This is a genomic window from Caballeronia sp. Lep1P3, from assembly GCF_022879595.1.
GTDB lineage: Bacteria > Pseudomonadota > Gammaproteobacteria > Burkholderiales > Burkholderiaceae > Caballeronia.
Genome location: NZ_CP084265.1, coordinates 942,337 through 965,388 on the forward strand (window position 1 = coordinate 942,337; position 23,052 = coordinate 965,388).

Here is a 23,052-nt window from a genome sequence, read left to right on the forward strand (position 1 = left end):
TAGGAACCCACGGAGAGCTATGAAAGTTACCATCGTCGGTACGGGTTACGTCGGTCTTGTGACCGGCGCGTGTCTGGCTGAAATCGGCAACGACGTTTTCTGCGTCGACGTCGATCCGCGCAAAATCGAAATTCTCAACAGCGGCGGCGTGCCGATTCACGAACCCGGCCTCCAGGAAATGCTCAGGCGCACGCGCGCTGCCGGCCGCATCCAGTTCTCGACCGACGTGAAGGCGAGCGTCGAGCACGGCGACATCCAGTTCATCGCGGTCGGTACGCCGCCCGACGAGGACGGCTCCGCGGACCTGCAATACGTGCTCGCGGCCGCGCGCAACATCGGCCGCCATGCGAACGGATTCAAGGTCGTCGTCGACAAATCCACGGTGCCCGTCGGCACGGCGCTGCAGGTCGCGCGCGTGCTCGACGAAGAACTGAAGTCGCGCGGGCTCGACCATTCGGACGCGCACGGCTTCTCCGTCGTGTCGAACCCGGAGTTCCTGAAGGAAGGCGCGGCCGTCGACGATTTCATGCGTCCGGACCGGATCGTGATCGGCATCGACGACGACGAGGCCGGCAATCGCGCGCGCGAGATGATGAAACGCCTCTACGCGCCGTTCAACCGCAATCACGAGCGCACGCTGTACATGGACGTGCGCTCCGCCGAATTCACGAAATACGCCGCCAACGCGATGCTCGCGACGCGCATCTCGTTCATGAACGATCTCTCGAATCTCGCCGATGCCGTCGGCGCGGACATCGAATCCGTGCGTCGCGGAATCGGCTCGGACCCGCGCATCGGCTATCACTTTCTCTATGCGGGCTGCGGCTATGGCGGCTCGTGTTTCCCGAAGGACGTGCAGGCGCTCGTGCAGACGGCGCGCGAAAACGGGCATCGGCTGCGGATTCTCGAATCGGTCGAAGCCGTCAACAACGCGCAGAAGGAAGTGCTCGTCAACAAGATCGTCAAGCGCATGGGCGAGGACCTGCGCGGGCGCACGTTCGCCGTGTGGGGGCTCGCGTTCAAGCCGAATACCGACGACATGCGCGAGGCGTCGAGCCGGCGCCTCGTCTCCGCGCTGCTCGAACGCGGCGCGACGGTGCGCGCATACGATCCCGTCGCGATGCCGGAAGCCGAGCGCGTGTTCGCGCTCGATCTCGCGAACCGCGCGGACGACATGCGGCGTCTGCATCTCGTCGGCACGCAGCATGAAGCGCTGCGCGGCGCGGATGCGCTCGTCATCGTGACGGAGTGGAAGGAATTCAAGAGCCCGGACTTCGGGCACTTGAAGAGCGAACTGAAGATGCCGGTCATCTTCGACGGTCGCAATTTGTATGAACCCGAAGCGATGGCCGAATTAGGCATCGATTATTTTGCAATAGGACGTCCCCATGTCGAACTCGACGGCAATGGCGGCCGGCAATAGCCCGGCCAGTATCCCAGTGGTGCCGCGCGCCCGCATTTGCGCGGCGCGCGTGCTCGTGGTCGGCGATGTGATGCTCGACCGCTACTGGTTCGGCGACGTGAACCGGATCTCGCCCGAAGCGCCCGTGCCCGTCGTGCACGTCCAGAAGAAAGAGGACCGTCTCGGCGGCGCGGCGAACGTCGCGCGCAACGCGGCGGCGCTCGGCGCACAGGCGGGCCTGCTGTGCGTCGTCGGGCACGACGAGCCGGGCGAGCGCATCGTCGAATTGCTCGGCGAGAGCAAGGTCGCCGCGCATCTCGCGCGCGACCCCGAACTGCTCACGACCATCAAGCTGCGCGTGTTGTCGCGCCAGCAGCAACTGCTGCGCGTCGATTTCGAGAACACGCCGAATCACGAAGTGCTGCGCGTCTGCCTCGAACGCTTCGCCGAACTGCTGCCGCAGCACGACGTCATCCTGATGTCCGACTACGCGAAGGGCGGCCTCACGCACGTCACGCAGATGATCAGCGACGCACGCGAGGCCGGAAAGCCGGTGCTCGTCGATCCGAAGGGCGACGACTGGGAGCGCTATCGCGGCGCAACGCTCATCACGCCGAACCGCGCCGAACTGCGCGAAGTGATCGGCCAGTGGAAGTCCGAAGAAGACCTGCACGAGCGCGTCACGAAGCTGCGCGAGGAACTGGACTTCAGCGCGCTGCTGCTGACGCGATCCGAAGAGGGCATGACGCTCTTCAGCGACGGCCAGGTCCTGCACAATTCGGCCGAAGCGCGCGAAGTGTATGATGTCTCGGGCGCCGGCGACACCGTCATCGCGACGGTCGCGACCATGCTCGGCGCAGGCGTGCCGCTCGTCGATTCGATCGCGTATGCGAACCGTGCGGCCGGCATCGTCGTCGGCAAGCTCGGCACGGCAACCGTCGACTACAACGAACTCTTCGCCTGATCCTACCCCTTACCACTTCGCCATGACTTTCATCGTTACCGGGGCGGCCGGCTTCATCGGCAGCAATATCGTCAAGGCGCTCAACGAGCGCGGCGAGCATCGCGTGATCGCGGTGGACAACCTCACGCGCGCGGACAAGTTCAAGAATCTCGTCGATTGCGAGATCGACGATTATCTGGACAAAACCGAGTTCGTCGAACGCTTTCGGCGCGGTGACTTCGGCAAGGTGCGCGCGGTCTTTCACGAAGGCGCCTGTTCGGACACGATGGAAACCGACGGCCGCTACATGATGGACAACAACTTCCGCTACAGCCGGGACGTGATGGACATCTGTCTCGCGCAGGGCGCGCAGTTCCTGTATGCGTCGTCGGCGGCGACGTATGGCGGCTCGAGCCGTTTCGTCGAAGAGCGCGAAGTGGAAAAGCCGCTCAACGTCTACGGCTACTCGAAGTTCTTGTTCGATCAGATCGTGCGGCAGACGCTGCCGAAGGCGGGCAGCCAGATCGTCGGCTTCCGCTACTTCAACGTGTATGGGCCGCGCGAGACCCACAAGGGGCGCATGGCGTCGGTCGCGTTCCACAACTTCAACCAGTTCCGCGCGGAAGGCAAGGTCAAGCTCTTCGGCGAATACAACGGCTATGCGGCGGGCGAGCAGACGCGCGATTTCGTATCCGTCGAAGACGTGGTGAAGGTCAACCTGTACTTTCTCGATCATCCGGAAAAGTCGGGCATCTTCAACCTCGGCACGGGACGCGCGCAGCCGTTCAACGACATCGCATCGACGGTGGTGAATTCGCTGCGTGCGCTCGAGGGCGAGGCGGCGCTCTCGCTCGCCGAACTGGTGCAGCGCGGGCTGATCGAGTACGTTCCGTTTCCCGATGCGCTGCGCGGCAAGTATCAGTGCTTCACGCAGGCGGACCAGACGCGCCTGCGCGCAGCCGGTTACGACGCGCCGTTTCTGACGGTTCAGGAAGGCGTCGATCGCTACGTGCATTGGCTATTCGGCCAGCTATAAACGCATTCGAAGTCTCTCTACACTGGGTCTCGCGGTCGGCACTGTTCGCCGGCCGGTTCTTCTGGAGACTCAGTATGTTCAAGCAAGCCCTCTCAACGATCGTCGCGCTCGCGCTCACGCTTTCCATCGGCTCGGCGCTGGCGGCGGTCGACGTCAATACCGCCAATTCCGATGCGCTGCGCGGCATCAAGGGTATCGGCCCGGCGAAAGCGAAAGCCATTCTCGATGAACGTCAGGCGCACGGTCCCTTCAAGGACGCGGCCGATCTCGGCGCGCGCGTGAAGGGCATGGGCGGCAAGACCGTGCAGCGCCTCACGGCCGAAGGCTTAAGCATCGGCGCGTCGACGAAAACGGCTGCGGCGGCGCCGAGCGCCGTCGGCGCAACGCCGGTCTCGTCGTCGCCCGGTTCGAAGCCGGTGGTCGTCAAGAAGTAAGCGGTGCGGCGCCTCGCGCGCCGCCACGACGGGTTTCTTCGCTCCTTCAGCCTCAGCATGATTTGGCTCCCGCAGTGTTTTCGCTGCGGGTTTTTTGCGCTGCGGCACGGTAGCCATCCGTGCATGAGGGGCGAGCGGCAGCCAAAAGACCGGTGGGCTACAATCGATGAATCCCATATCAAAATCTCGCGACGGCTGCCCTTTGTGGTCTGCGGGAATCGAATCCGGTCCGCTTATGGCTTACATGACTATCGAAGACACGATCGGCAATACGCCGCTCGTGCAACTCGTCCGCGTCGTGGACGATGAAATCCGCAGCCGTAACAACGTGGTGCTCGGCAAGCTCGAAGGCAATAACCCGGCGGGCTCGGTGAAGGACCGCCCGGCATTGTCGATGATCAGGAAAGCTGAAGAGCGCGGGCGCATCAAGCCGGGCGACACGCTGATCGAGGCGACGAGCGGCAACACCGGCATCGCGCTCGCGATGGCGGCGGCCGTGCGCGGTTACAAGATGGTGCTCATCTTGCCGGAAGACCTGTCGATCGAACGGCGGCAGAGCATGGGCGCCTATGGCGCGCAGATCATTCTTACGCCGGTCACGGGTGGCATGGAGTACGCCCGCGATCTCGCGGATCAAATGCAGCGCGATGGCCGCGGCATCATCCTCGATCAGTTCGCGAACCCGGACAATCCGCTTGCGCACTACGAAACCACGGGCCCGGAACTCTGGAATCAGACCGAAGGCCGCATCACGCACTTCGTGTCGTCGATGGGCACGACCGGCACCATCATGGGCGTTTCGCAGTATCTGAAAGAGAAGAACGAGAAGATCGAGATCATCGGTGCGCAGCCGGAAGAAGGTTCGCGCATTCCGGGCATTCGTAAGTGGCCCGAGGCGTACATGCCGAAGATCTTCGATCGCAGCCGCGTGGACCGCACCGAAAACGTGAGTCAGGCCGCGTCGGAGGCGATGGCGCGCAGACTCGCATCGGTGGAAGGCATTTTCGCGGGGATTTCGTCGGGCGGCGCGTGCGAAGTGGCGCTGCGCGTCGCGCGTCAGGTCGAGAACGCGACCATCGTCTTCGTCGTATGCGACCGTGGCGACCGCTATCTGTCGACGGGCGTGTTTCCCGCCTGAAACCAGCGCGCATAAAGAAAAACCCCGGTTCGTCGTCTCGACCAACCGGGGTTTTTCATGTGAGCGCTTTTATTGGACGGCGTCGCCCGCTGCCATGCGCGCCTTCACCGCCTCGCCCAGCTGATACACCGCGAGCGCATAGAAGAAGCTGCGGTTGTAGCGCGTGAGCACGTAGAAGTTCTTCAGGCCGAGCGTGTATTCGGTGGCGCGGCCGGGCGTCGGAAGATCGACGACGGTCAGCGGCGTGCCTGCCTCCGCGCCGATATTCAGACCCGGTTCGGTCAGCAGCATGCCGGCCTTCGTCAACTGCGCGAGCGACCAGTGCGGCTCCGGCTGACCATCGGCGGCGGCTTGCGCGATGCCCTGGCTGCCTTCGTCGCCCGCAATGCGCCACACGACCGGACGGCCCGGCTCCCAGCCGTTCTGCTTCAGATAATTGGCGACGCTGCCGATGGCGTCCGCCGGACTCGTGCGCAGATCGATGCGGCCGTTACCGTCGAAATCGACCGCATACTGCACGATGCTGCTCGGCAGAAACTGCGGAATGCCGATGGCGCCGGTGTACGAGCCGAGCACGGTGGTCGGGTCGATCTGCGAATCGCGCGTCCACACGAGCAGGTCTTCGAGATTCTTGCGGAACGTCGCCTGGCGCTCCGCGCGATTCGGCGTGTTCGGATAGTCGAACGTGAGCGTCGTCAGCGCGTCGAGCGCGCGAAAGTTGCCCATGTACCTGCCGTAGATGGTCTCCACGCCGATGATCCCGACGATCACCTCGGGCGGCACGCCGAATTGCGCGGACGCGCGCTGCAGCGCCGCCTGATTCGCGCGCCAGAACTTCACGCCCGCGTTGATGCGGACCGGCTCGATGAAACGCGACTGATACGCGCGCCAGTTCTTGAGCGACGGCGTGGGCGAGGGCAGCACGAGCTTCACCGCGGTCGCGGAGTAGCTCACGCGATTGAACAGATCGTGCAGCGCGGACGGATCGAAGTCATAGCGCGCGACCAGATCGTTGATGAACGCATCGACATTCGGATTGTTCGCGTAGCGCTGCGGCACGATCTCTTCTTCGAACACCTGCCCTTGCGGCGTCGCGGTCTGCGGCTGCTGCGACTGCCCAAAGGCGCTGTTGCCGGACAGCACGCCGATCGCGCAGAGAAGAGATGCGACGAACGCGCGCGTCAGCGGCCTGAAGGTGGAGTCGAGCGTGGCAAACTGAAATGTCATAGTGTGCGTGATTGGGCGATATGGAGCGATGCCGGATGTCTTGCGCGCCGAGTGCCGCCGGGTGACATCGTGCGCAGCGCGTGCAACGACTCTCAGTGAACGCGATTGCCTGCAACAAGCCGGAAATCGTTCCCTGGAAGGCTGCCGCAGCGTCGGGGCAGTATAACCGACACCCCCGCCGACACCCCCGCCGACACCCCCGCCGACACCCCGCCGACACCCCGCCGACGTCCCGCGCGCGCAAGCCCGATGCCCGCTGGCGGCGCGGGCGTGCAAAAGGGTGTGGTAACTTAACGTCAAATGCGCGGCGCGGGAATCGCGTATGACGAAAAACGACGAGACGAGCGCCGACGACAGCGGCACTGCGAGACACCATGGCCACCGGCTTCTATTCCCACTCCGACTGCCTCCAGCACGACAACGGCCAGTGGCACCCCGAGTGCGCGGCGCGCCTTCAGGCAATCGAAGACCAGCTCATCGCGAGCCGCATCGATACGTTCATCGAACGTGAGGAAGCGCCGCTCGCCGATGAAGCCGACCTCGCGCGCGTGCACACGCAGGCCCATATCGACTACATCAAGAGCCGCACGCCCGAGCACGGACGAAGCGAGCTGGACCCGGATACGTCGATGTGCCCCGCTTCGTATCGCGCGGCGTTGCGCGCGGCGGGCGCGGCGATCGCGGCCACGGATGCCGTCATCGAGGGGCGCTACGACAACGCGTTCTGCAGCGTGCGTCCGCCCGGCCATCACGCGGAGCCGGCGCGCGCGATGGGCTTCTGTCTCTTCAACAACGTCGCGATCGCCGCGCGTCATGCGCTCGACGTGCACGGCCTTCAGCGTGTCGCCGTCATCGACTTCGACGTGCATCACGGCAACGGCACCGAGGCTGCCTTCACCGGCGACCCCCGCGTGCTGATGTGCAGCTTTTTCCAGCATCCGTTCTATCCGTTCAGCGGCGCGGACAGCCACGCCCCGAACATGGTCAACGTGCCGCTGCCGGCGCGCACCAAAGGCATGGCGGTGCGCGAAGTCATCGACATGTTGTGGCTGCCGCGCCTGGACGAATTCAAGCCGCAGATGCTGTTCGTCTCGGCGGGCTTCGACGCGCATCGCGAGGACGATCTCGGCAACATGGGTCTCGTGGAGGACGACTACGCGTGGATCACCGAGCAGATTCGCGCGGTGGCGGAGCGGCATGCGCAAGGGCGCATCGTGAGTTGTCTCGAAGGCGGATACAACCTGTCGGCGCTCGGGCGCAGCGTCGTCGCGCACCTGCGCGCGCTCGCGCAAATTTAAGCGCCGCGCGCGTAGTCGGCGCGCACGCGCGTCCAGTCGATCAGCGCGCGAATCACGCGGTCGCGGTCGAGATCGTTCAGCGTCTCGTGATAGCTGCCTTCATAGATGGCGAGCGTGGCGTCGGCGGAGCCGGCTTGCGCCTCGAACTCGCGGCTTCCCGCGGGATCGCAGATGGCGTCGGCGGAACCGTGGAAGATGAAATAGGGCAGCGCGATGTCGCCGCGCCTGGCCGCGATGCGCTCCATCGCCGCGAGAATCTGGGCGCCCGTGCGCGCGACGATGCGTCCGTGATGCACGAGCGGATCGCGCCGATACGCCTCCACGACGCCCGGCGCGCGCGACAGCAGCGCGGGATCGATCTCGAACGCGGGCCGGCGCGGCCACACCGTCCCAACGATGCGCGCGAGCTTCTCCTTCCAGCGCGGCATGTCCGTGCCCGGCCGCAGCGCGGGACTCGACAGAATCAGGCCGGTGAGCGCGCGCCCGGACCCGCGTTCGGCGGCGTGCAGCGCGGCGATCGTGCCGCCCATGCTGTGGCCCATCAGAAAGAGCGGCGTATTCGCGGGCGGCGTGGCCGCGCATGCTTCCAGCAGGACTTCGGCATCGTCGAGATAGTCGTTGAACACGCGCACGAACGCCCGCTCGCCCGACGACTTCCCGTGCCCTCGCAAATCGACGGCAATCAGTTCGATGCCCGCCGCGTTCAGCGCGAGCGCGAAGGCGTCGTACCGTCCGCCATGCTCGCCGAGTCCATGCAAAAGCGCGATGCGCGCGTCTGGCGGCGCGTCGCCGGCGGGTTTCCAGCGATGCAGGAACAGCTCGACGCCTCGCCGTGTCGTGATCGTGCTCGTCGAATAAACGTTGCGTGGCATTGCGGTTCAAATTTCCTTCGGTAATTAGACGATCCGAATTCATTATTAAACAGAATGATGGACGTCCTGTAAAATCACGCTTCTCAAAAAGCGGCAATCGAGAAAGCGGCAATCGAGAAAGCAGCAAGCGAGAAAGCGGCAATCGAAGCGGCAACACATTGAGCGGCGGCCGGCTGCGCGGGTGCAAACCCGGCGAAGCCTTCCGCCGTTTGCATTTTTAAAGATCGGCGCATGATCGAAATTCGAAATCTCTCGCAGCGCTTTGCGGGGCCCCGGGGCTGGGTCGAAGCGCTGCACAACGTCAATCTGACGATTCCCGCCGGCGAAGTATTCGGCATCATCGGGCGAAGCGGGGCGGGAAAAAGCACGCTGGTGCGGACCATTAACCTGCTGACGCGGCCAAGCGAGGGCAATGTCATCGTCGATGGACGCGACCTGACCACGTTGCGCACCGACGACCTGCGCGCCGCGCGCCGCGACATCGGCATGATCTTTCAGCACTTCAATCTGCTGAGCTCGCGCACGGTGTTCGGCAACGTCGCGCTGCCGCTCGAACTCGCGGGCAAGAGCCGCGCGGACATCGAAGCGGCCGTGCTGCCGCTGCTCGATCTCGTCGGCCTGACGACGCACAAGGACAAATATCCCGCGCAGATCAGCGGCGGGCAGAAGCAGCGCGTCGGCATCGCACGGGCGCTCGCGAGCAAGCCGAAAGTGCTGCTTTCCGACGAAGCCACGTCCGCGCTCGATCCGGAAACCACGCGCGCCATTCTCGACTTGCTGCGCCAAATCAATCGCGAGCTGGGTCTCACCATCGTGCTCATCACGCACCAGATGGAAGTCATCAAGCAGGTCTGCGACCGCGTGGCCGTGCTGGATGCGGGGCGCGTCGTCGAGGAAGGCAAGGTTGTCGATGTCTTCATGCAGCCGCATCACGAAGTCACGCGCGCGCTCATCGGCGATGTCATCGCGCACGAACTGCCGCCTGCGCTCAAGGCGCGCGTCGTCGAGCGGCTGAAGACCGGCAGCGGTCATCTGCTGCGGCTCGCGTTCACCGGCTCGGGCGTCGATCAGCCGATTCTCTCCGAGACGATCCGCCGCTACGAACTCGACTTCAACATCCTGCACGGTCAGATCGACGAGATTCAGGGTCAGGCATTCGGCTCGCTCGCGGTGCTGGCGGGCGGAGAGCCGGCGAAGGTCGCGGAAGCGATCGCTTTTTTGCGCTCGCAAGGCGTCGTGGTGGAGGAGCTTTCCCATGTTGAGTGAAATGTTCGACATGTTCGTGCAGTCGTTCTGGGAGACGCTGATCATGGTCGGCATCTCGGGACTCATCGGCGCGGCGCTGGGCTTGCCGCTCGGCGTGCTGCTCTATCTGACCGATCGCGACGGCGTGCTGCGCAACATGGGCGTGAATCGCGTGCTGGGCGGCCTCGTCAATGCGGTGCGCTCGACGCCGTTCATCATTCTGCTCGTCGCGGTCATTCCGTTCACGCGGCTCGTCGTCGGCTCGTCCATCGGCACGGCGGCGGCCGTCGTGCCGCTGACCATCGCGGCGGCGCCGTTCATCGCGCGGCTCGTCGAAACGGCGCTGCGCGAAGTGGATCGCGGCCTCATCGAAGCGGCGCAGGCGATGGGCGCGACCACGAGCCAGATCGTCTTCAAGGTGCTGCTGCCGGAATCGCTGCCGGGCGTCGTCGCGGGACTGACGATCACGTTCGTGTCGCTCGTCGGCTACTCGGCGATGGCGGGCGCGATCGGAGGCGGCGGCCTCGGCGATCTCGGCATCCGCTACGGTTATCAGCGCTTCCTGCCGGAAGTGATGCTGACTGTCGTCGTCATTCTCATCGTCTTCGTGCAGCTCGTGCAGTCGTTCGGCGACTGGCTCGTGCGCCGTCTGAGCCACAAATAACCACATCGAAAAGAAAGGTCAGCACATGCAACGTCGATTCATCCTGAAGTTCGCCGCGGCGCTCGGCGCGGCATCGCTGTTCAGCGCGGCCGCGCACGCGGACGACAACGCGATCAAGGTCGGCGTGACCGGCGGCCCGCACGCGCAGGTCATGGAAGTGGTGAAGCAGGTCGCCGCGAAGAACGGCCTCAAGATCACCATCGTCGAATTCTCGGACTACGTGCAGCCGAACGCGGCGCTCGCCGCCGGCGATCTCGACGCGAACAGCTATCAGCATCAGCCGTATCTCGACGCGCAGGTGAAGGACCGCGGTTACAAGCTCGTGAAAGCGGCCGATACGGTGACGTTCCCGATGGGTATCTATTCGAAGAAGCTCAAGTCGCTCGCGGAGTTGCAGAACGGCGCGCGCATCGCGGTGCCGAACGATCCGACCAACGGCGGGCGCGCGTTGCTGCTGCTGCAAAAGCAGGGCTTGATCAAGCTGCGCGCCGACGCCGGCCTGAAGGCGACGCCGATCGATATCGTCGAGAATCCGAAGAAGCTGAAGATCGTCGAGCTGGATGCGGCGCAAATCCCGCGCTCGCTCTCCGATGTGGACGCCGCCGCCATCAACACCAATTTCGCGATGGAAGCGGGCCTGAAGCCGAAGTCCGACGCCATCGCCATCGAAGATCCGCACGGACCGTATGCGAACATCATCGCGATCCGCGCCGCGGACAAGGACAAGCCGTGGGTCGGCAAGCTGGTGTCCGCGTATCACTCGCCGGAAGTGAAGCAGTTCATCGAAGGCAAGTACGCGGGCGCGGTGATCACCGCGTGGTGAGCTTCGGGTTTTCTAGGATGGAAACCGAACGACCGTTCTATAAAATTCGGCGTATACCTATTGCACCCTGACGCAGCCTGTCCGTTTCGGGGGGAAGACGCGAACGCGCCCCTCGTATAATGACGCTGGGTTGACGTAATCGTAACTTTGGAGCGTGTGCATGAAAATTCTGGTGCCAGTGAAGCGCGTGGTCGACTACAACGTGAAGGTCCGCGTGAAGTCGGACAACACGGGCGTCGATATCGCCAACGTGAAGATGTCGATGAACCCGTTCGACGAAATCGCCGTGGAAGAAGCGGTGCGACTGAGGGAAGCGGGCGTAGCCACCGAAGTGATCGCGGTGTCGTGCGGCGTCACGCAATGTCAGGAAACGCTGCGCACGGCGCTTGCCATCGGCGCGGATCGCGCGATTCTCGTCGAATCCGCCGAAGAACTGCAGCCGCTCGCGGTCGCGAAGCTGCTGAAGGCGCTCGTCGATCAGGAAAAGCCGGAGCTCGTCATTCTCGGCAAGCAGGCCATCGACGACGATTCGAATCAGACCGGCCAGATGCTCGCCGCGCTCGCGGGTCTGCCGCAGGCGACGTTCGCATCGAAGGTCGTGGTCGCGGACGGCAAGGCCACCGTGTCGCGCGAAGTCGATGGCGGCGCGGAAACGCTGTCGCTCAAGCTGCCCGCGGTCGTCACCACGGACTTGCGCCTGAACGAGCCGCGCTACGTGACGCTGCCCAACATCATGAAGGCGAAGAAAAAGCCGCTCACGACCGTCACGCCCGCCGATCTCGGCGTCGATGTCACGCCGCGTCTGAAGACGCTGAAAGTGACCGAGCCGGCCAAGCGCAGCGCGGGCGTCATGGTGCCCGACGTGAAGACGCTGGTCGAAAAGCTCAAGACCGAAGCCAAGGTGCTTTGATCGACAGATACGCGGAGAAGACATGACGATTCTGGTAATTGCGGAACACGACAACGCGTCGATCAAATCGGCGACGTTGAACACGGTCGCGGCAGCGGCCAAGATGGGCGGCGACATTCACGTGCTCGTCGCCGGCGCGAACGCGCAGGGCGCGGCGGATCAGGCCGCGAAGATCGCGGGCGTCGCGAAGGTGCTGCTCGCCGATGCGCCTCAACTGGCCGAAGGTCTCGCCGAGAATGTCGAAGCGACGGTGCTGAACGTCGCGAAGGATTACTCGCACATCGTCGCGCCGGCGACGGCCTACGGCAAGAACGTCGCGCCGCGCATCGCGGCGCATCTGGACGTCGCGCAGATCAGCGACATCACCGCTGTCGTCAGCGCCGATACGTTCGAGCGCCCGATCTACGCGGGCAACGCCATCGCGACGGTGCAATCGGCCGATCCGATCAAGGTCATCACCGTGCGCGGCACGGGTTTCGACGCGGTCGCGGCCGAAGGCGGCAACGCATCGGTGGAGAAGATCGAAGCCGCCGCCGACGCGGGCCTCTCGCAGTTCGTGAGCCGCGAAGTGACGAAACTCGACCGGCCGGAACTGACGAGCGCCCAGACCATCGTTTCGGGCGGGCGCGGGCTTGGCAGCGGCGAGAACTACACGCATGTGCTCGAACCGCTCGCGGACAAGCTCGGCGCGGCGCTCGGCGCATCGCGCGCGGCGGTCGATGCGGGTTATGTCCCGAACGACTATCAAGTGGGACAGACGGGCAAGATCGTTGCGCCGCAGTTGTACGTGGCGGTCGGCATTTCGGGCGCGATTCAGCATCTGGCCGGCATGAAGGACAGCAAGGTGATCGTCGCGATCAACAAGGACGCCGAAGCGCCCATCTTCAGCGTCGCCGATTACGGGCTCGTCGGAGATCTGTTCGCGGTCGTGCCGGAACTGGTGAAGGAACTCGGCTGATCGTGTGCGTCGCGAGCGGCGCATGCACATAAGAAGAACGAAGGGCGCGACATCCGTTGCGCCCTTTTTGCATCGGGAAACGAAAGAGGAGACACAATGAGCTACCGCGCGCCCGTCAAGGATATGTTGTTCGTCATGAAGGAACTGGCGGATATCGACAGCATCGCCGCGCTGCCCGGCAACGGAGACGGCAGTTTCGATACCGCGCAGGCCGTCGTCGAAGAAGCCGCGCGTTTTTGCGGCGAGGTGCTCGCGCCGTTGAACGTGACGGGCGATCGCAATCCGAGCGCGTGGTCCAACGGCGAAGTCGCGACGACGCCCGGTTTCAAGGACGCGTTCCGTCAGTTCGGCGAAGGCGGGTGGCAAGGCATCGTGCATCCGGCCGAATTCGGCGGGCAGAATCTGCCCAAGTTGATCGCGACCGCGTGCATGGAAACGCTGAACTCGGCGAATCTTTCGTTCGCGCTGTGTCCGTTGCTGACGGACGGCGCGATCGAAGCGCTGCTCACCGCAGGCAGCGACGCGCAGAAGGCGCGCTATCTGCCGAAGTTCATCGAAGGCGTCTGGACGGGCACGATGAACCTCACCGAGCCGCAGGCGGGCTCCGATCTCGCGCTCGTCCGCACGCGCGCCGAGCCGCAAGGCGATGGCACGTACAAGCTCTTCGGCACGAAGATCTTCATCACCTACGGCGAGCACGACATGGCGGAGAACATCGTCCATCTCGTGCTGGCGCGCACGCCGGACGCGCCCGAGGGCGTCAAGGGCATCTCGCTTTTCATCGTGCCGAAATTTCTCGTCAACGAAGACGGCTCGCTCGGCGTGCGCAACGACGTGCATTGCGTGTCCATCGAGCACAAGCTCGGCATCAAGGCGAGCCCGACGGCGGTGCTGCAATACGGCGATCACGGCGGCGCGACCGGTTATCTGATCGGCGAAGAGAATCGCGGGCTGGAATACATGTTCATCATGATGAACGCGGCGCGCTTTGCCGTCGGCATGCAGGGCGTGGGCATCGCGGAGCGCGCGTATCAGCAGGCGGTCACGTATGCGAAGGAGCGCGTGCAGAGCCGTCCGGTGGACGGTAGCGCGAAGGAAGCGGTGACGATCATCCATCACCCGGACGTGCGCCGCATGCTCGCCACGATGCGCGCATACACGGAAGGCGCGCGCGCGCTGGCTTACGTTGCCGCCGCGCATAGCGATTTCGCGCACGTGCATCCCGACGAAGCGGTGCGCGAGCGTCATCAGGCGATCTACGAGTACCTGGTGCCGATCGTGAAGGGCTTCTGCACGGAAATCTCGGTGGACGTCGCGAGCATCGGCGTGCAGGTCCACGGCGGCATGGGTTTCATCGAGGAAACGGGCGCGGCGCAGCATTATCGCGATGCACGCATCCTGCCGATCTACGAAGGCACCACCGCGATTCAGGCCAACGATCTGATCGGCCGCAAAACCGTGCGCGATGGCGGCGCGGTCGTGCAGGCGCTTCTCGCGCAGATCGACCAGACCATCGCGGCGCTCGCGGAAAAGCAGGGGCAGCCGTTCATGTCGATGCATCGGCATTTGAGCGCGGCGAGCCTGTCGCTCGGGCGCGTCGTCGAGTTCGTGATCGCGAAGTTCAGGAGCGATCCGAACGCCGTGTTCGCCGGCAGCGTGCCGTATCTCAGGCTCGCGGGCATCGTGCTGTGCGGCTGGCAGATGGCGCGCGCGATGCTCGTCGCAGAGGCGAAACGCGCGGACGACGAGGCGTTCTATTCAGCCAAGATCGCGACGGCCGGGTTCTTCGCGGAACACATTCTGTCGCTCGCGCCCGGCCTGGAGGCGGCGATCGTCAGCGCCAACGGAAGCCAGGGCGTGCTCGCGCTGAGCGAAGATCAGTTCTGAAAACGGCGACGGCGCCTCGGGATCGAGGCGCCGTCGTTCGTTCGCGCGGTCGGGAAAATCAGACCTTCGCGTAGGCCGGTCGCGTGTTCACGCCGACATCGCCCAGATAGCGATGCACCGAAAGGTCGTCGGCGCGAATCGCGGGCTGCCTGCCGGACATGAGATCGGCGAGCAGCTGCCCGGAGCCGCACGACATCGTCCAGCCGAGCGTGCCGTGGCCGGTGTTCAGGAAGAGGTTCGGCACCGGCGTGCGGCCGACGATGGGCGTGCCGTCCGGCGTCATCGGGCGCAGGCCCGTCCAGAAGCTCGCGCGCGCGGTATCGCCGCCCCCGGGGAACAGGTCGTTCACGCACATTTCCAGCGTCTCGCGGCGCGCCGCTTTCAGCGTCTTGTCATAGCCGACGATTTCCGCCATACCGCCCACGCGGATGCGATCGTCAAAGCGCGTGATCGCGATCTTGTATGTTTCGTCGAGCACGGTGGAAACCGGCGCTCGCGCGGCATCGACGATGGGCGCGGTGATCGAATAGCCCTTGAGCGGATAGACCGGAATTTTGATGAGATCGCCGACGAGCTTCGGCGAATACGAGCCGAGCGCGACGACATATGAATCGCCCTGAACCAGTTCGCTGCCGCACTGCACGTCGGCGATGCGGCCGTTGTGCGTGCGCAGCGCGTCGATCGGCGTGTTGTAGCGGAACTTGACGCCGAGCGCTTCGGCCATCGCGGCGAGGCGTGTCGTGAACATCTGGCAGTCGCCGGTTTCGTCGTTCGGCAGGCGCAGGCCGCCCGTCAGCTTGTGCGATACGGCCGCGAGCGCCGGCTCCGCGTTCGCCAGTCCCGCCGCGGACAGCAGTTCGAACGGCACGTTCGCTTCTTTCAGCACGGCGATGTCCTTCGCGGCGCCATCCAGTTGCTGCTGCGTGCGGAAAACCTGCAGCGTGCCGCCAGTGCGGCCTTCGTACCGGATGCCCGTGTCCGCGCGCAGCGCCTGGAGACAATCGCGGCTGTATTCGGCGAGGCGCACCATGCGGCCCTTGTTCACCGTGTAGCGTTCCTGCGTGCAGTTGCGCAGCATTTGCCACATCCACTGCAACTGCGTTGCCGTGCCGTCGAGCCGGATGGCGAGCGGCGCGTGCTTTTCGAACATCCATTTGACGGCCTTGAGCGGCACGCCGGGCGCGGCCCACGGCGACGCATATCCCGGCGAAATCTGCCCCGCGTTCGCGAAGCTGGTTTCGAGCGCGGGGCCGGCTTCGCGGTCGATGACCGTGACTTCGTGGCCCGCGCGAGCAAGGTAATACGCGCTCGTCACGCCGACGACGCCGCTTCCGAGAATAACGATTCGCATGAAATCTCCGGTTTCGATGAGCCGGCGCGCGATGAACTGTCCGGCTAGTGTTATCGCCTATATTATTGAGTTGCAGCCAGTTTTAGTTATTGTATTTGGCGGATTTTCAGGAAGAAGGCAATGAGAACGCAGCGCAATCCTGTCAGAACACTCGACAAACTCGACCACAAGATTCTTTTGATTCTTCAGCAGGACGGGCGCATCGCGATGAAGGATTTGGCGGAGCGCGTCGGCCTTTCGGTGACGCCTTGCATCGAGCGCGTGAAACGCATGGAACGCGACGGCGTCATCACCGGCTATTACGCGCGCGTGAACCCGGTGCCGCTGGGCGCGGCGCTGCTCGTTTTCGTCGAGATCACGCTCGATCACAAAAGCGGCAATATGTTCGAGCAGTTCCGGCGCGAGGTGCAGCGCATCCCCGAAGTGCTCGAATGCCACCTGGTTTCGGGCGATTTCGACTATCTGATCAAGGCGCGCATCGGCGAGATGGCCGACTACCGGAAGCTGCTCGGAGACATCCTGTTGCAGTTGCCGGGCGCGGTGCAATCGAAGAGCTACGTGGTGATGGAGGAGATCAAGGAGACGCTCACGATACCCGTGGACGTTTGAAACTTTCCTTGCGGCGGCGAGCCGATACTGTATATTTATACAGTGTCAACGAGGATTCCCTTGCCGCAATGCCTACGCCGGACGATGAATTCCCCGTCGCGCCGCCTTCGCCGCTGAAGGGGCGCGGCGCAGTCACCAATATCCAGGGACGCTACGAGAAAGACGAGCGCGAGCGCGTCGACGACGGCTGGACGCACGAAACCGCCGACGAAGAAGGCGCGCCACCGTTGCGCACGCAAGTGTTCGAGGAGCGCGCCAAGAGCATTCTCACGCGCAACAACTCGCCGGACATTCCGTTCACGGTCTCGCTGAACCCGTATCGCGGTTGCGAGCACGGCTGCATCTACTGCTTCGCGCGTCCGACGCACAGCTACCTCGGCTTGTCGCCGGGGCTCGATTTCGAAAGCCGCATCTACGCGAAGGTGAATGCCGGCGAGCTGCTCGAGCGCGAATTATCGAAGCCGAACTATCAGCCGGACTCTATCGCGCTCGGCGTGAACACCGATGCATACCAGCCGGTCGAGCGCGATCTCCGGCTCACACGGCGCGTCATCGAAATTCTGCACGACTGCGGGCATCCGTTCGCGGCCATCACGAAGTCGTCGCTGATCGAGCGCGACATCGACCTGCTCGCGCCGATGGCCGAGCGCAAGCAGTTCATGGCGGCGATCACCGTCACCACGCTCGACGCGGATATCGCGCGCACGCTCGAACCGCGCGCGGCGACGCCATCGCGCCGGCTGCGCACCATCCGCGCGCTCGCTGACGCCGGCATTCCGGTGGGCGTGAGCATCGCGCCGGTGATTCCGTTCGTCACCGAGCCGGACCTCGAGCGCGTGCTCGAAGCGTGCGCGGAGGCTGGCGCGACGACCGCGAGCTATATCGTGCTGCGCTTGCCGTGGGAAGTCGCGCCGCTCTTCAAGGACTGGCTCGCGGCGCATTTTCCGGATCGCGCCGACCGCGTGATGAGCCGCGTGCGCGACATGCGCGGCGGCAAGGACTACGACTCCGACTTCGCCACGCGCATGAAGGGCGAGGGCCTCTGGGCGGATATGCTCAAGCAGCGCTTTCGTCAGGCGACGAAGCGCCTCGGGTTGAATCTGCGCAATCGGGGCATTCTGGACATGTCGGATTTCCAGCGGCCCGCGCGCATCGAGCCACCGCGCCGCGCGGAGGCGAAAGGCAGCAATCAGCTGGACCTGTTCTGACGCGGGACCTCTATTGGGAGAGCGTCTTCGCCGCCTCGACCTGGCCTTCGAAGTAAGTCTGGAACGTGAGCGCGAGGCCCGTCATCAGCAGGAAAGCGCCGACCAGAAGCGAGAAAATCACGACGAACACGACCGTCCATCCCGAGCGGCTCTGACGATCGGTGTGCGCGTTGAACTGCGCATCCCACTTGGCGTCCGGGCGCAATCCATAGACGATGGCCGAGAGAAACGCCGCCAGCAGCGATACCGCGCCGGGCACGGCGAGCGCCCAGCCGAGCGCGGACGTGCGCTCGGTCGCCGCGAGCAGCAGATATCCGAAGGCGCCCATCACGATGCCGACGATGTGCGCCCAGCCGTACTTGTCGCGCATTCCATACAGATAGAAGCGGTGCAGGCCGATGCTGCCGAACAGAAAGGCGAGCGCCGCGGTCAGCGTCTTGGAGCGGAAATACGGCGGGTTCGGCCTGGGACCGGAATGCGTGGCGACGGACGGGGAAGTCATCAGCGAAAGCGTGGAAGAGGGTTGGCGGCCAAACAGAAAAACGAAGGAACGGCGCGCAATCCGCTATTTTACGACGCGCGCCGAACGGGCAACAGGACGACGCACTGGCGGCACGGCAGCGTTTCGCGCGCTTCCCCTAATCTCGAAAAGCGCGCGCGGTCAGCAAAAAATGCGTTAAGTGTTTGTTAGGGCTTCGGTTTCCCGTTATAATCGCGTGTTCTGGTAGTTCCGAACCCCGGTTTTCAAGGATTTCAGCATGGTCATCATCCGCTTGGCTCGTGGCGGCTCGAAGAAGCGCCCGTTCTACAACATCGTCGCAACCGATTCGCGTAGCCGCCGTGACGGCCGCTTCATCGAGCGCGTGGGTTTCTACAACCCGGTCGCCACCAAGGGCGAATCGCTGCGTATCGCTCAAGATCGCCTGACCTACTGGCAAGGCGTCGGCGCGCAACTGTCGCCGACCGTCGAGCGTCTGGTCAAGCAGTCGAAGCAAGCTCAGCCGGCTGCTTAAGTCGATTGGCGGACCGACGCTGCGCCTTGTGCTGCAAGGCGCGTTCTGGGTCGCCAAGTCGTCCGAATTCTGCCCAAAAAAGGTTAGCTGATGCCCGCGCGTGATCCCCAAAACGGCCACGATTCCGGTTCCATCAGTCAGCCGAAGCCGGGGCAAGAGGAAACTGCCGCCACGTTTGGCGCGTTCGTCCGCAAGCCGGGCGCGCGTCGCGTGGCGGCCGGCGTTTCCGGTACTTCTGGCGCCTCCGGCGCTCAGACGCCGTCGCAATCGGCGGGCGGCATCGAGCCGGTGGAGCGTCGTCTGCCGGACGATGCGGTCGAAGTCGGTTTCATCGCGGACGCCTACGGACTGAAGGGCTGGGTCAAGGTCACGCCGCACGCGCACGGCAAGTCGGGCGGCGACGCGCTGCTCACGGCCAAGCGCTGGTGGCTCGTGAAGCGGGGCGACTGCAAGGCCGTAACGTCCTTGCAGTCGAAAGTGCACAGCGATTCCATCGTCGCGCGCTTGTCCGGCTGCGATGACCGCGACGCCGCGCTCGCGCTGAAAGGGCATACGGTGCACGTCGCGCGCAGCGACTTCCCGAAGCTCGACGACGAAGACGAGTTCTACTGGGTCGATCTGATCGGCCTCGATGTCGAGAACGAAGCAGGCGTGGCACTCGGCCGCGTCGCCGACATGATCGACAACGGCGCGCATTCCATTCTGCGCGTGGCGTATCCGGCCACGGGGAAGGATGGCAAAGCCTTCACCGGCGAGCGGCTGATTCCGTTCGTCGGCGTGTACGTCAAGACGGTGGATCGGGCGGCGAAGCGTATCGTCGTCGACTGGGACGCCGACTATTGAACATTTTCGGCAGAAAACGGAGAGGGCGATGCAGTTCGATGTCGTAACGCTCTTTCCCGAGATGTTTCGCGCACTGACCGACTGGGGCATTACCAGCCGGGCGGTGAAGCAGGGACGGTTCGGTCTGCGCACCTGGAATCCGCGCGATTTCACCACGGACAACTATCGCACCGTGGATGACCGGCCTTACGGCGGCGGCCCTGGCATGGTGATGCTGGCGCGTCCGCTGGAAGACGCGATCGGTGCGGCGAAGGCGGCGCAGCGCGAGCAGGGCATCGAGAACGCGCGCGTCGTGATGATGTCGCCGCAAGGCGCGAAGCTCGACCACGATCGCGTGATGCGGTACTCGCAGGAACCCGGCCTCGTGCTGTTGTGCGGCCGCTATGAGGCGATCGACCAGCGTTTGATCGATCGCGTGGTGGACGAAGAAGTGAGTCTCGGCGACTTCGTGCTGTCGGGCGGCGAACTGCCCGCCATGGCGCTGATGGACGCCGTCGTGCGCCACTTGCCGGGCGTGCTGAACGACGCGCAATCGGCGGTGCAGGACAGCTTCGTCGACGTACTGCTCGATTGCCCGCATTACACGCGCCCCGAGGAATACGAAGGCATGCGCGTACCGGATGTGCTGCTCGGCGGCCATCACAAGGAAATCGACGCCTGGCGCAGGCGCGAAGCATTACGCAACACGTATCTGAAGCGGCCCGACCTCATCGGTCGGGCGCGAAAAAGCAGGATGTTGAGCCGTGCCGACGAGGCATGGCTTGCAGAACTCGCGAAGCCGGCATCGAAGCCTGAATAGACTTCGGGCCGGCAAGCGGGACACAGGGGGCGCGGGCTCACGCCGGCGCCTGAAGCAAACCCATCCTCTACCGGGGCCTCTCACGCAATTGAGGCACACAACTCCGGCAAGATGGCACAAGGAGTCAGTAATGAATCTGATTGAGCAACTCGAGAAAGAAGAAATCGCGCGCGCGCTCGGCGAGAAGACCATCCCCGACTTCGGTCCGGGCGACACGGTCATCGTCAACGTGAACGTCGTCGAAGGTACGCGCAAGCGCGTGCAGGCTTACGAAGGCGTCGTAATCGCGAAGCGCAACCGCGGTCTGAACTCGAACTTCATCGTCCGCAAGATTTCGTCGGGCGAAGGCGTCGAGCGTACGTTCCAGACGTACTCGCCGCTGCTCGCGAGCATCGTCGTCAAGCGTCGCGGTGACGTTCGTCGCGCGAAGCTGTACTACCTGCGCGAGCGTTCGGGCAAGTCGGCTCGTATCAAGGAAAAGCTGTTCACGAAGGATCGTGCCGCCACCGCTGCCGAGTAAGCACTCAGCAACGAACGTCGCACTGGAAAAGGCACCCCTCGCGGGTGCTTTTTTCTTTGGTGTGGTCAAATCGTAGTCTCGACATTCAGCCTTAGACTTCAGACCCGTGTCCACTGGTAAGACATCGACTCCACGCATTCTCGAACCCGAACAGATGCCCGTCGTCTCCACCGGCGACGCCATGCCGCGCATTGCGCCCGAGCGCCTGACGCCGGACGGCCTGCGCGCGCGTTTCGCGAGGCAACTCGACTGGACGCAGGAGCCGCCCGAGCAGCGCATCAAAGCGATCGGCGGCGATCCGCGCGTCGCGTCGGTGCTCGTGCCGCTCGTCGTGCGGGAGGGCGGACTGACAGTGCTGCTCACGCAGCGCGCCGACCATCTGTCCGACCACGCGGGACAAATCAGCTTTCCAGGCGGACGCCGCGAGCCGGAAGACGCCGATGCCGCCGCCACCGCGCTGCGCGAGGCGCGCGAAGAAGTCGGTCTCGACGCAAAACACTGCGAAGTGATCGGCGCGATGCCCGACTATCTGACCGGCACCGGTTTTCGCGTGACGCCGGTCGTCGCGCTCGTGTATCCGCCGTTCACGCTGCAAGCGGACACGAGCGAAGTCGCCGATATCTTCGAAGTGCCGCTCGCGTGGCTCATGAACCCGGCGAATCACGAAGTGCGCGTGTTTTGCTGGGAAGGCGGCGAACGTCGTTTTTTTGCCATGCCGTACACGCCGGGCGAAAGAAAGGCGCCGTATTTCATCTGGGGCGCAACGGCCGGCATGTTGCGCAATTTCTATCGCTTTCTCGCCGCCGAATAGCAAGCCATTTCGGCGCGCGCGACACGCGCGCGAAGCGCCTCGCGACCGATCGTACAAAACGCGCGGGGCGCTGTGCTATCGTTACGCGAAACTCGAATCAACCGACTGTTTCGGCGCTTCGCATGACTTTTTTTTCCGTATTGCTGGCTCTCATCATCGAGCAAGTGCGCGCGTTGTCGCCGCACAATCCGGTTTCGGCGTTGCTTCACTACCATGCGGAATCCACTGCGCATGGTTTCGATGCCGGCAAGCAGAAACACGGCATCGTCGCGTGGCTGGTCGTCGTCTTGCCGTGGACGCTTGCGGTCGGACTCGTCTACTACGTGCTTTACCGCATCAACTTCGTTCTGGCGTTTTTGTGGAACGTCGTGGTCGTGTACTTCACGCTCGGCTTTCGCCAGTTCAGCCACTATTTCACCGACATTCACCTCGCGCTCAATAACGACGACGTGCCGCGTGCGCGCGAAGTGCTCGCCGAGTGGACGAAGCTCGATACCGTCGATATGCCTGTCAGCGAGATCGTGCGCCATACGCTCGTTCACGCGGTGATCGCGTCGCATCGGCATGTATTTGGCGTGTTCTTCTGGTTCCTGATCCCGATCGGTCCGGCCGGCGCGGTGTTCTATCGCATCGCGGAGTATCTTGCGCGCGCGTGGGCCGTGCCGAGCGCCGAGCGCACTGCGGAGTTCTCGTCGTTCGCGCAGCGCGCGTTCTTCGTGATCGACTGGATTCCGACGCGCCTCACCGCAATGGGCTTCGCGATCGTCGGCAACTTCGAGGACGCCATCTATGCATGGCGCAATCACGCACGCCAGTGGCCCGATTCGAACGACGGCGTGCTGCTCGCGGCGGGCAGCGGCGCGCTGGGCGCGCGTCTCGCGGGGCCGCTCGCGGAGCCGCTTTCCGTGGAAGCGCTTGCCGTGGGCGATGCCAGCCCGCTGCCGGTCGGCGACGACTGCACGCCGCGCACGCTGCAATCGGCGGTCGGGCTCGTGTGGCGCGCCGTCATCCTGTGGATGCTGCTGCTTCTGATGCTGACCATTGCCGTGTGGCTGGCCTGA

The 23,052-nt window shown here is 64.2% G+C and carries 25 protein-coding genes; 20 read left to right on the top strand and 5 right to left on the bottom strand.

All coding sequences use genetic code 11. The annotated features are described in order from the left end of the window. The first annotated feature begins 19 nt into the window (after positions 1-19). The 5 genes from LDZ27_RS04355 (at position 20) to cysM (ending at position 4,953) form a co-directional block, all read left to right on the top strand. A complete protein-coding gene (locus LDZ27_RS04355) occupies positions 20-1,423 on the top strand; it encodes a UDP-glucose/GDP-mannose dehydrogenase family protein (protein WP_244815492.1) in 1,404 nt (467 codons plus the stop codon). After that, positions 1,389-2,366 (top strand): D-glycero-beta-D-manno-heptose-7-phosphate kinase, encoded by a 978-nt coding sequence (gene rfaE1 / locus LDZ27_RS04360; protein WP_244815493.1) that lies wholly within the window; start codon positions 1,389-1,391, stop codon positions 2,364-2,366. The genes LDZ27_RS04355 and rfaE1 overlap by 35 nt, the downstream gene beginning before the upstream one ends. 22 nt (positions 2,367-2,388) lie before the next feature. Next, positions 2,389-3,381, top strand: coding sequence for an ADP-glyceromanno-heptose 6-epimerase (gene rfaD / locus LDZ27_RS04365; protein WP_244815494.1), 993 nt, complete (start codon positions 2,389-2,391; stop codon positions 3,379-3,381). 74 nt (positions 3,382-3,455) lie between these two features. Further along, on the top strand, positions 3,456-3,815 hold the full coding sequence (locus LDZ27_RS04370; RefSeq protein WP_244815495.1) for a helix-hairpin-helix domain-containing protein: 360 nt from the start codon (positions 3,456-3,458) through the stop codon (positions 3,813-3,815). 235 nt (positions 3,816-4,050) lie between these two features. Then, a complete protein-coding gene (gene cysM, locus LDZ27_RS04375) occupies positions 4,051-4,953 on the top strand; it encodes a cysteine synthase CysM (RefSeq protein ID WP_244815496.1) in 903 nt (300 codons plus the stop codon). Between the two features lie 69 nt (positions 4,954-5,022). On the opposite strand, the gene mltB is transcribed toward cysM, so the two are convergent. Continuing rightward, positions 5,023-6,180 (bottom strand): lytic murein transglycosylase B, encoded by a 1,158-nt coding sequence (gene mltB / locus LDZ27_RS04380; protein ID WP_244815497.1) that lies wholly within the window; start codon positions 6,178-6,180, stop codon positions 5,023-5,025. 374 nt (positions 6,181-6,554) lie between these two features. On the opposite strand from mltB, the gene LDZ27_RS04385 reads away from it, so the two are divergent. Further along, the gene (locus LDZ27_RS04385) at positions 6,555-7,478 is read left to right on the top strand and encodes a histone deacetylase family protein (RefSeq protein ID WP_244815498.1); all 924 of its coding nucleotides are present in this window, start codon (positions 6,555-6,557) and stop codon (positions 7,476-7,478) included. Here LDZ27_RS04385 and LDZ27_RS04390 read toward each other — a convergent pair. Together LDZ27_RS04390 and LDZ27_RS04395 are read right to left on the bottom strand one after the other, a co-directional pair. Then, positions 7,475-8,320, bottom strand: a complete 846-nt coding sequence (locus tag LDZ27_RS04390) for a lysophospholipase (RefSeq protein WP_370653390.1) — start codon at positions 8,318-8,320, stop codon at positions 7,475-7,477. The two genes, LDZ27_RS04385 and LDZ27_RS04390, sit on opposite strands and share 4 nt — an antisense overlap. A gap of 113 nt (positions 8,321-8,433) precedes the next feature. Continuing rightward, complete coding sequence (locus LDZ27_RS04395; protein ID WP_244815500.1) at positions 8,434-8,583, bottom strand: hypothetical protein; 150 nt, start codon at positions 8,581-8,583, stop codon at positions 8,434-8,436. On the opposite strand from LDZ27_RS04395, the gene LDZ27_RS04400 reads away from it, so the two are divergent. The 6 genes from LDZ27_RS04400 to LDZ27_RS04425 all read left to right on the top strand — a co-directional run bounded on the left by LDZ27_RS04400 (position 8,582) and on the right by LDZ27_RS04425 (position 14,837). Continuing rightward, the gene (locus tag LDZ27_RS04400) at positions 8,582-9,616 is read left to right on the top strand and encodes a methionine ABC transporter ATP-binding protein (RefSeq protein WP_244815501.1); all 1,035 of its coding nucleotides are present in this window, start codon (positions 8,582-8,584) and stop codon (positions 9,614-9,616) included. The genes LDZ27_RS04395 and LDZ27_RS04400 overlap by 2 nt on opposite strands. Beyond that, a complete protein-coding gene (locus LDZ27_RS04405; protein ID WP_244815502.1) occupies positions 9,606-10,259 on the top strand; it encodes a methionine ABC transporter permease in 654 nt (217 codons plus the stop codon). Before LDZ27_RS04400 ends, LDZ27_RS04405 begins: the two co-directional genes overlap by 11 nt. Before the next feature lie 25 nt (positions 10,260-10,284). Next, positions 10,285-11,082, top strand: coding sequence for a MetQ/NlpA family ABC transporter substrate-binding protein (locus tag LDZ27_RS04410; RefSeq protein ID WP_244815503.1), 798 nt, complete (start codon positions 10,285-10,287; stop codon positions 11,080-11,082). A gap of 160 nt (positions 11,083-11,242) precedes the next feature. Beyond that, entirely contained in the window at positions 11,243-11,992 is a 750-nt protein-coding gene (locus tag LDZ27_RS04415; protein ID WP_244815504.1) for an electron transfer flavoprotein subunit beta/FixA family protein, read from the top strand. 22 nt (positions 11,993-12,014) lie between these two features. After that, entirely contained in the window at positions 12,015-12,950 is a 936-nt protein-coding gene (locus tag LDZ27_RS04420) for an electron transfer flavoprotein subunit alpha/FixB family protein (RefSeq protein ID WP_244815505.1), read from the top strand. Positions 12,951-13,046: 96 nt separating this feature from the next. After that, positions 13,047-14,837 (top strand): acyl-CoA dehydrogenase, encoded by a 1,791-nt coding sequence (locus tag LDZ27_RS04425; protein ID WP_244815506.1) that lies wholly within the window; start codon positions 13,047-13,049, stop codon positions 14,835-14,837. 58 nt (positions 14,838-14,895) lie between these two features. Here the strand turns inward: LDZ27_RS04425 and LDZ27_RS04430 are convergent, their stop codons facing one another. Beyond that, positions 14,896-16,188 carry a D-amino acid dehydrogenase gene (locus LDZ27_RS04430; RefSeq protein ID WP_244815507.1) on the bottom strand — a complete coding sequence of 431 codons (1,293 nt, stop codon included), beginning with the start codon at positions 16,186-16,188 and terminating at the stop codon, positions 14,896-14,898. Positions 16,189-16,308: 120 nt separating this feature from the next. Here LDZ27_RS04430 and LDZ27_RS04435 point away from each other — a divergent pair, with 120 nt between their 5' ends. Continuing rightward, entirely contained in the window at positions 16,309-16,797 is a 489-nt protein-coding gene (locus LDZ27_RS04435) for an Lrp/AsnC ligand binding domain-containing protein (RefSeq protein ID WP_244815508.1), read from the top strand. Between the two features lie 68 nt (positions 16,798-16,865). Further along, the gene (locus LDZ27_RS04440; RefSeq protein ID WP_244815509.1) at positions 16,866-18,005 is read left to right on the top strand and encodes a PA0069 family radical SAM protein; all 1,140 of its coding nucleotides are present in this window, start codon (positions 16,866-16,868) and stop codon (positions 18,003-18,005) included. Between the two features lie 10 nt (positions 18,006-18,015). Here LDZ27_RS04440 and LDZ27_RS04445 read toward each other — a convergent pair whose 3' ends face one another. Continuing rightward, positions 18,016-18,507, bottom strand: coding sequence for an NINE protein (locus LDZ27_RS04445; RefSeq protein WP_244815510.1), 492 nt, complete (start codon positions 18,505-18,507; stop codon positions 18,016-18,018). Positions 18,508-18,763: 256 nt separating this feature from the next. Between LDZ27_RS04445 and rpsP the strand changes: the two genes are divergently transcribed. The 6 genes from rpsP to LDZ27_RS04475 all read left to right on the top strand — a co-directional run bounded on the left by rpsP (position 18,764) and on the right by LDZ27_RS04475 (position 23,052). Then, positions 18,764-19,018 carry a 30S ribosomal protein S16 gene (rpsP, locus tag LDZ27_RS04450; protein WP_175944588.1) on the top strand — a complete coding sequence of 85 codons (255 nt, stop codon included), beginning with the start codon at positions 18,764-18,766 and terminating at the stop codon, positions 19,016-19,018. A gap of 90 nt (positions 19,019-19,108) precedes the next feature. Continuing rightward, positions 19,109-19,861, top strand: a complete 753-nt coding sequence (gene rimM / locus LDZ27_RS04455; RefSeq protein ID WP_244815511.1) for a ribosome maturation factor RimM — start codon at positions 19,109-19,111, stop codon at positions 19,859-19,861. 28 nt (positions 19,862-19,889) lie between these two features. Continuing rightward, positions 19,890-20,660 carry a tRNA (guanosine(37)-N1)-methyltransferase TrmD gene (trmD, locus tag LDZ27_RS04460; RefSeq protein WP_244815512.1) on the top strand — a complete coding sequence of 257 codons (771 nt, stop codon included), beginning with the start codon at positions 19,890-19,892 and terminating at the stop codon, positions 20,658-20,660. A 130-nt stretch (positions 20,661-20,790) separates the two neighbouring features. Beyond that, positions 20,791-21,180, top strand: a complete 390-nt coding sequence (rplS, locus tag LDZ27_RS04465) for a 50S ribosomal protein L19 (protein ID WP_244815513.1) — start codon at positions 20,791-20,793, stop codon at positions 21,178-21,180. Positions 21,181-21,334: 154 nt separating this feature from the next. Continuing rightward, complete coding sequence (locus tag LDZ27_RS04470) at positions 21,335-21,991, top strand: CoA pyrophosphatase (RefSeq protein WP_244816038.1); 657 nt, start codon at positions 21,335-21,337, stop codon at positions 21,989-21,991. Between the two features lie 122 nt (positions 21,992-22,113). Further along, positions 22,114-23,052, top strand: coding sequence for a CobD/CbiB family protein (locus LDZ27_RS04475; RefSeq protein ID WP_244815514.1), 939 nt, complete (start codon positions 22,114-22,116; stop codon positions 23,050-23,052).

What these genes read in the sequence shown, in the direction of transcription:
- LDZ27_RS04355 (WP_244815492.1), top strand. Translation starts at nt 20, where the DNA reads ATGAAAGTTACCATCGTCGGTACGGGTTACGTCGGTCTTGTGACCGGC.
- rfaE1 (WP_244815493.1), top strand. Translation starts at nt 1,389, where the DNA reads ATGTCGAACTCGACGGCAATGGCGGCCGGCAATAGCCCGGCCAGTATC.
- rfaD (WP_244815494.1), top strand. Translation starts at nt 2,389, where the DNA reads ATGACTTTCATCGTTACCGGGGCGGCCGGCTTCATCGGCAGCAATATC.
- LDZ27_RS04370 (WP_244815495.1), top strand. Translation starts at nt 3,456, where the DNA reads ATGTTCAAGCAAGCCCTCTCAACGATCGTCGCGCTCGCGCTCACGCTT.
- cysM (WP_244815496.1), top strand. Translation starts at nt 4,051, where the DNA reads ATGGCTTACATGACTATCGAAGACACGATCGGCAATACGCCGCTCGTG.
- mltB (WP_244815497.1), bottom strand. Translation starts at nt 6,180, where the DNA reads ATGACATTTCAGTTTGCCACGCTCGACTCCACCTTCAGGCCGCTGACG.
- LDZ27_RS04385 (WP_244815498.1), top strand. Translation starts at nt 6,555, where the DNA reads ATGGCCACCGGCTTCTATTCCCACTCCGACTGCCTCCAGCACGACAAC.
- LDZ27_RS04400 (WP_244815501.1), top strand. Translation starts at nt 8,582, where the DNA reads ATGATCGAAATTCGAAATCTCTCGCAGCGCTTTGCGGGGCCCCGGGGC.
- LDZ27_RS04395 (WP_244815500.1), bottom strand. Translation starts at nt 8,583, where the DNA reads ATGCGCCGATCTTTAAAAATGCAAACGGCGGAAGGCTTCGCCGGGTTT.
- LDZ27_RS04405 (WP_244815502.1), top strand. Translation starts at nt 9,606, where the DNA reads ATGTTGAGTGAAATGTTCGACATGTTCGTGCAGTCGTTCTGGGAGACG.
- LDZ27_RS04410 (WP_244815503.1), top strand. Translation starts at nt 10,285, where the DNA reads ATGCAACGTCGATTCATCCTGAAGTTCGCCGCGGCGCTCGGCGCGGCA.
- LDZ27_RS04415 (WP_244815504.1), top strand. Translation starts at nt 11,243, where the DNA reads ATGAAAATTCTGGTGCCAGTGAAGCGCGTGGTCGACTACAACGTGAAG.
- LDZ27_RS04420 (WP_244815505.1), top strand. Translation starts at nt 12,015, where the DNA reads ATGACGATTCTGGTAATTGCGGAACACGACAACGCGTCGATCAAATCG.
- LDZ27_RS04425 (WP_244815506.1), top strand. Translation starts at nt 13,047, where the DNA reads ATGAGCTACCGCGCGCCCGTCAAGGATATGTTGTTCGTCATGAAGGAA.
- LDZ27_RS04430 (WP_244815507.1), bottom strand. Translation starts at nt 16,188, where the DNA reads ATGCGAATCGTTATTCTCGGAAGCGGCGTCGTCGGCGTGACGAGCGCG.
- LDZ27_RS04435 (WP_244815508.1), top strand. Translation starts at nt 16,309, where the DNA reads ATGAGAACGCAGCGCAATCCTGTCAGAACACTCGACAAACTCGACCAC.
- LDZ27_RS04440 (WP_244815509.1), top strand. Translation starts at nt 16,866, where the DNA reads ATGCCTACGCCGGACGATGAATTCCCCGTCGCGCCGCCTTCGCCGCTG.
- LDZ27_RS04445 (WP_244815510.1), bottom strand. Translation starts at nt 18,507, where the DNA reads ATGACTTCCCCGTCCGTCGCCACGCATTCCGGTCCCAGGCCGAACCCG.
- rpsP (WP_175944588.1), top strand. Translation starts at nt 18,764, where the DNA reads ATGGTCATCATCCGCTTGGCTCGTGGCGGCTCGAAGAAGCGCCCGTTC.
- rimM (WP_244815511.1), top strand. Translation starts at nt 19,109, where the DNA reads ATGCCCGCGCGTGATCCCCAAAACGGCCACGATTCCGGTTCCATCAGT.
- trmD (WP_244815512.1), top strand. Translation starts at nt 19,890, where the DNA reads ATGCAGTTCGATGTCGTAACGCTCTTTCCCGAGATGTTTCGCGCACTG.
- rplS (WP_244815513.1), top strand. Translation starts at nt 20,791, where the DNA reads ATGAATCTGATTGAGCAACTCGAGAAAGAAGAAATCGCGCGCGCGCTC.
- LDZ27_RS04470 (WP_244816038.1), top strand. Translation starts at nt 21,335, where the DNA reads ATGCCCGTCGTCTCCACCGGCGACGCCATGCCGCGCATTGCGCCCGAG.
- LDZ27_RS04475 (WP_244815514.1), top strand. Translation starts at nt 22,114, where the DNA reads ATGACTTTTTTTTCCGTATTGCTGGCTCTCATCATCGAGCAAGTGCGC.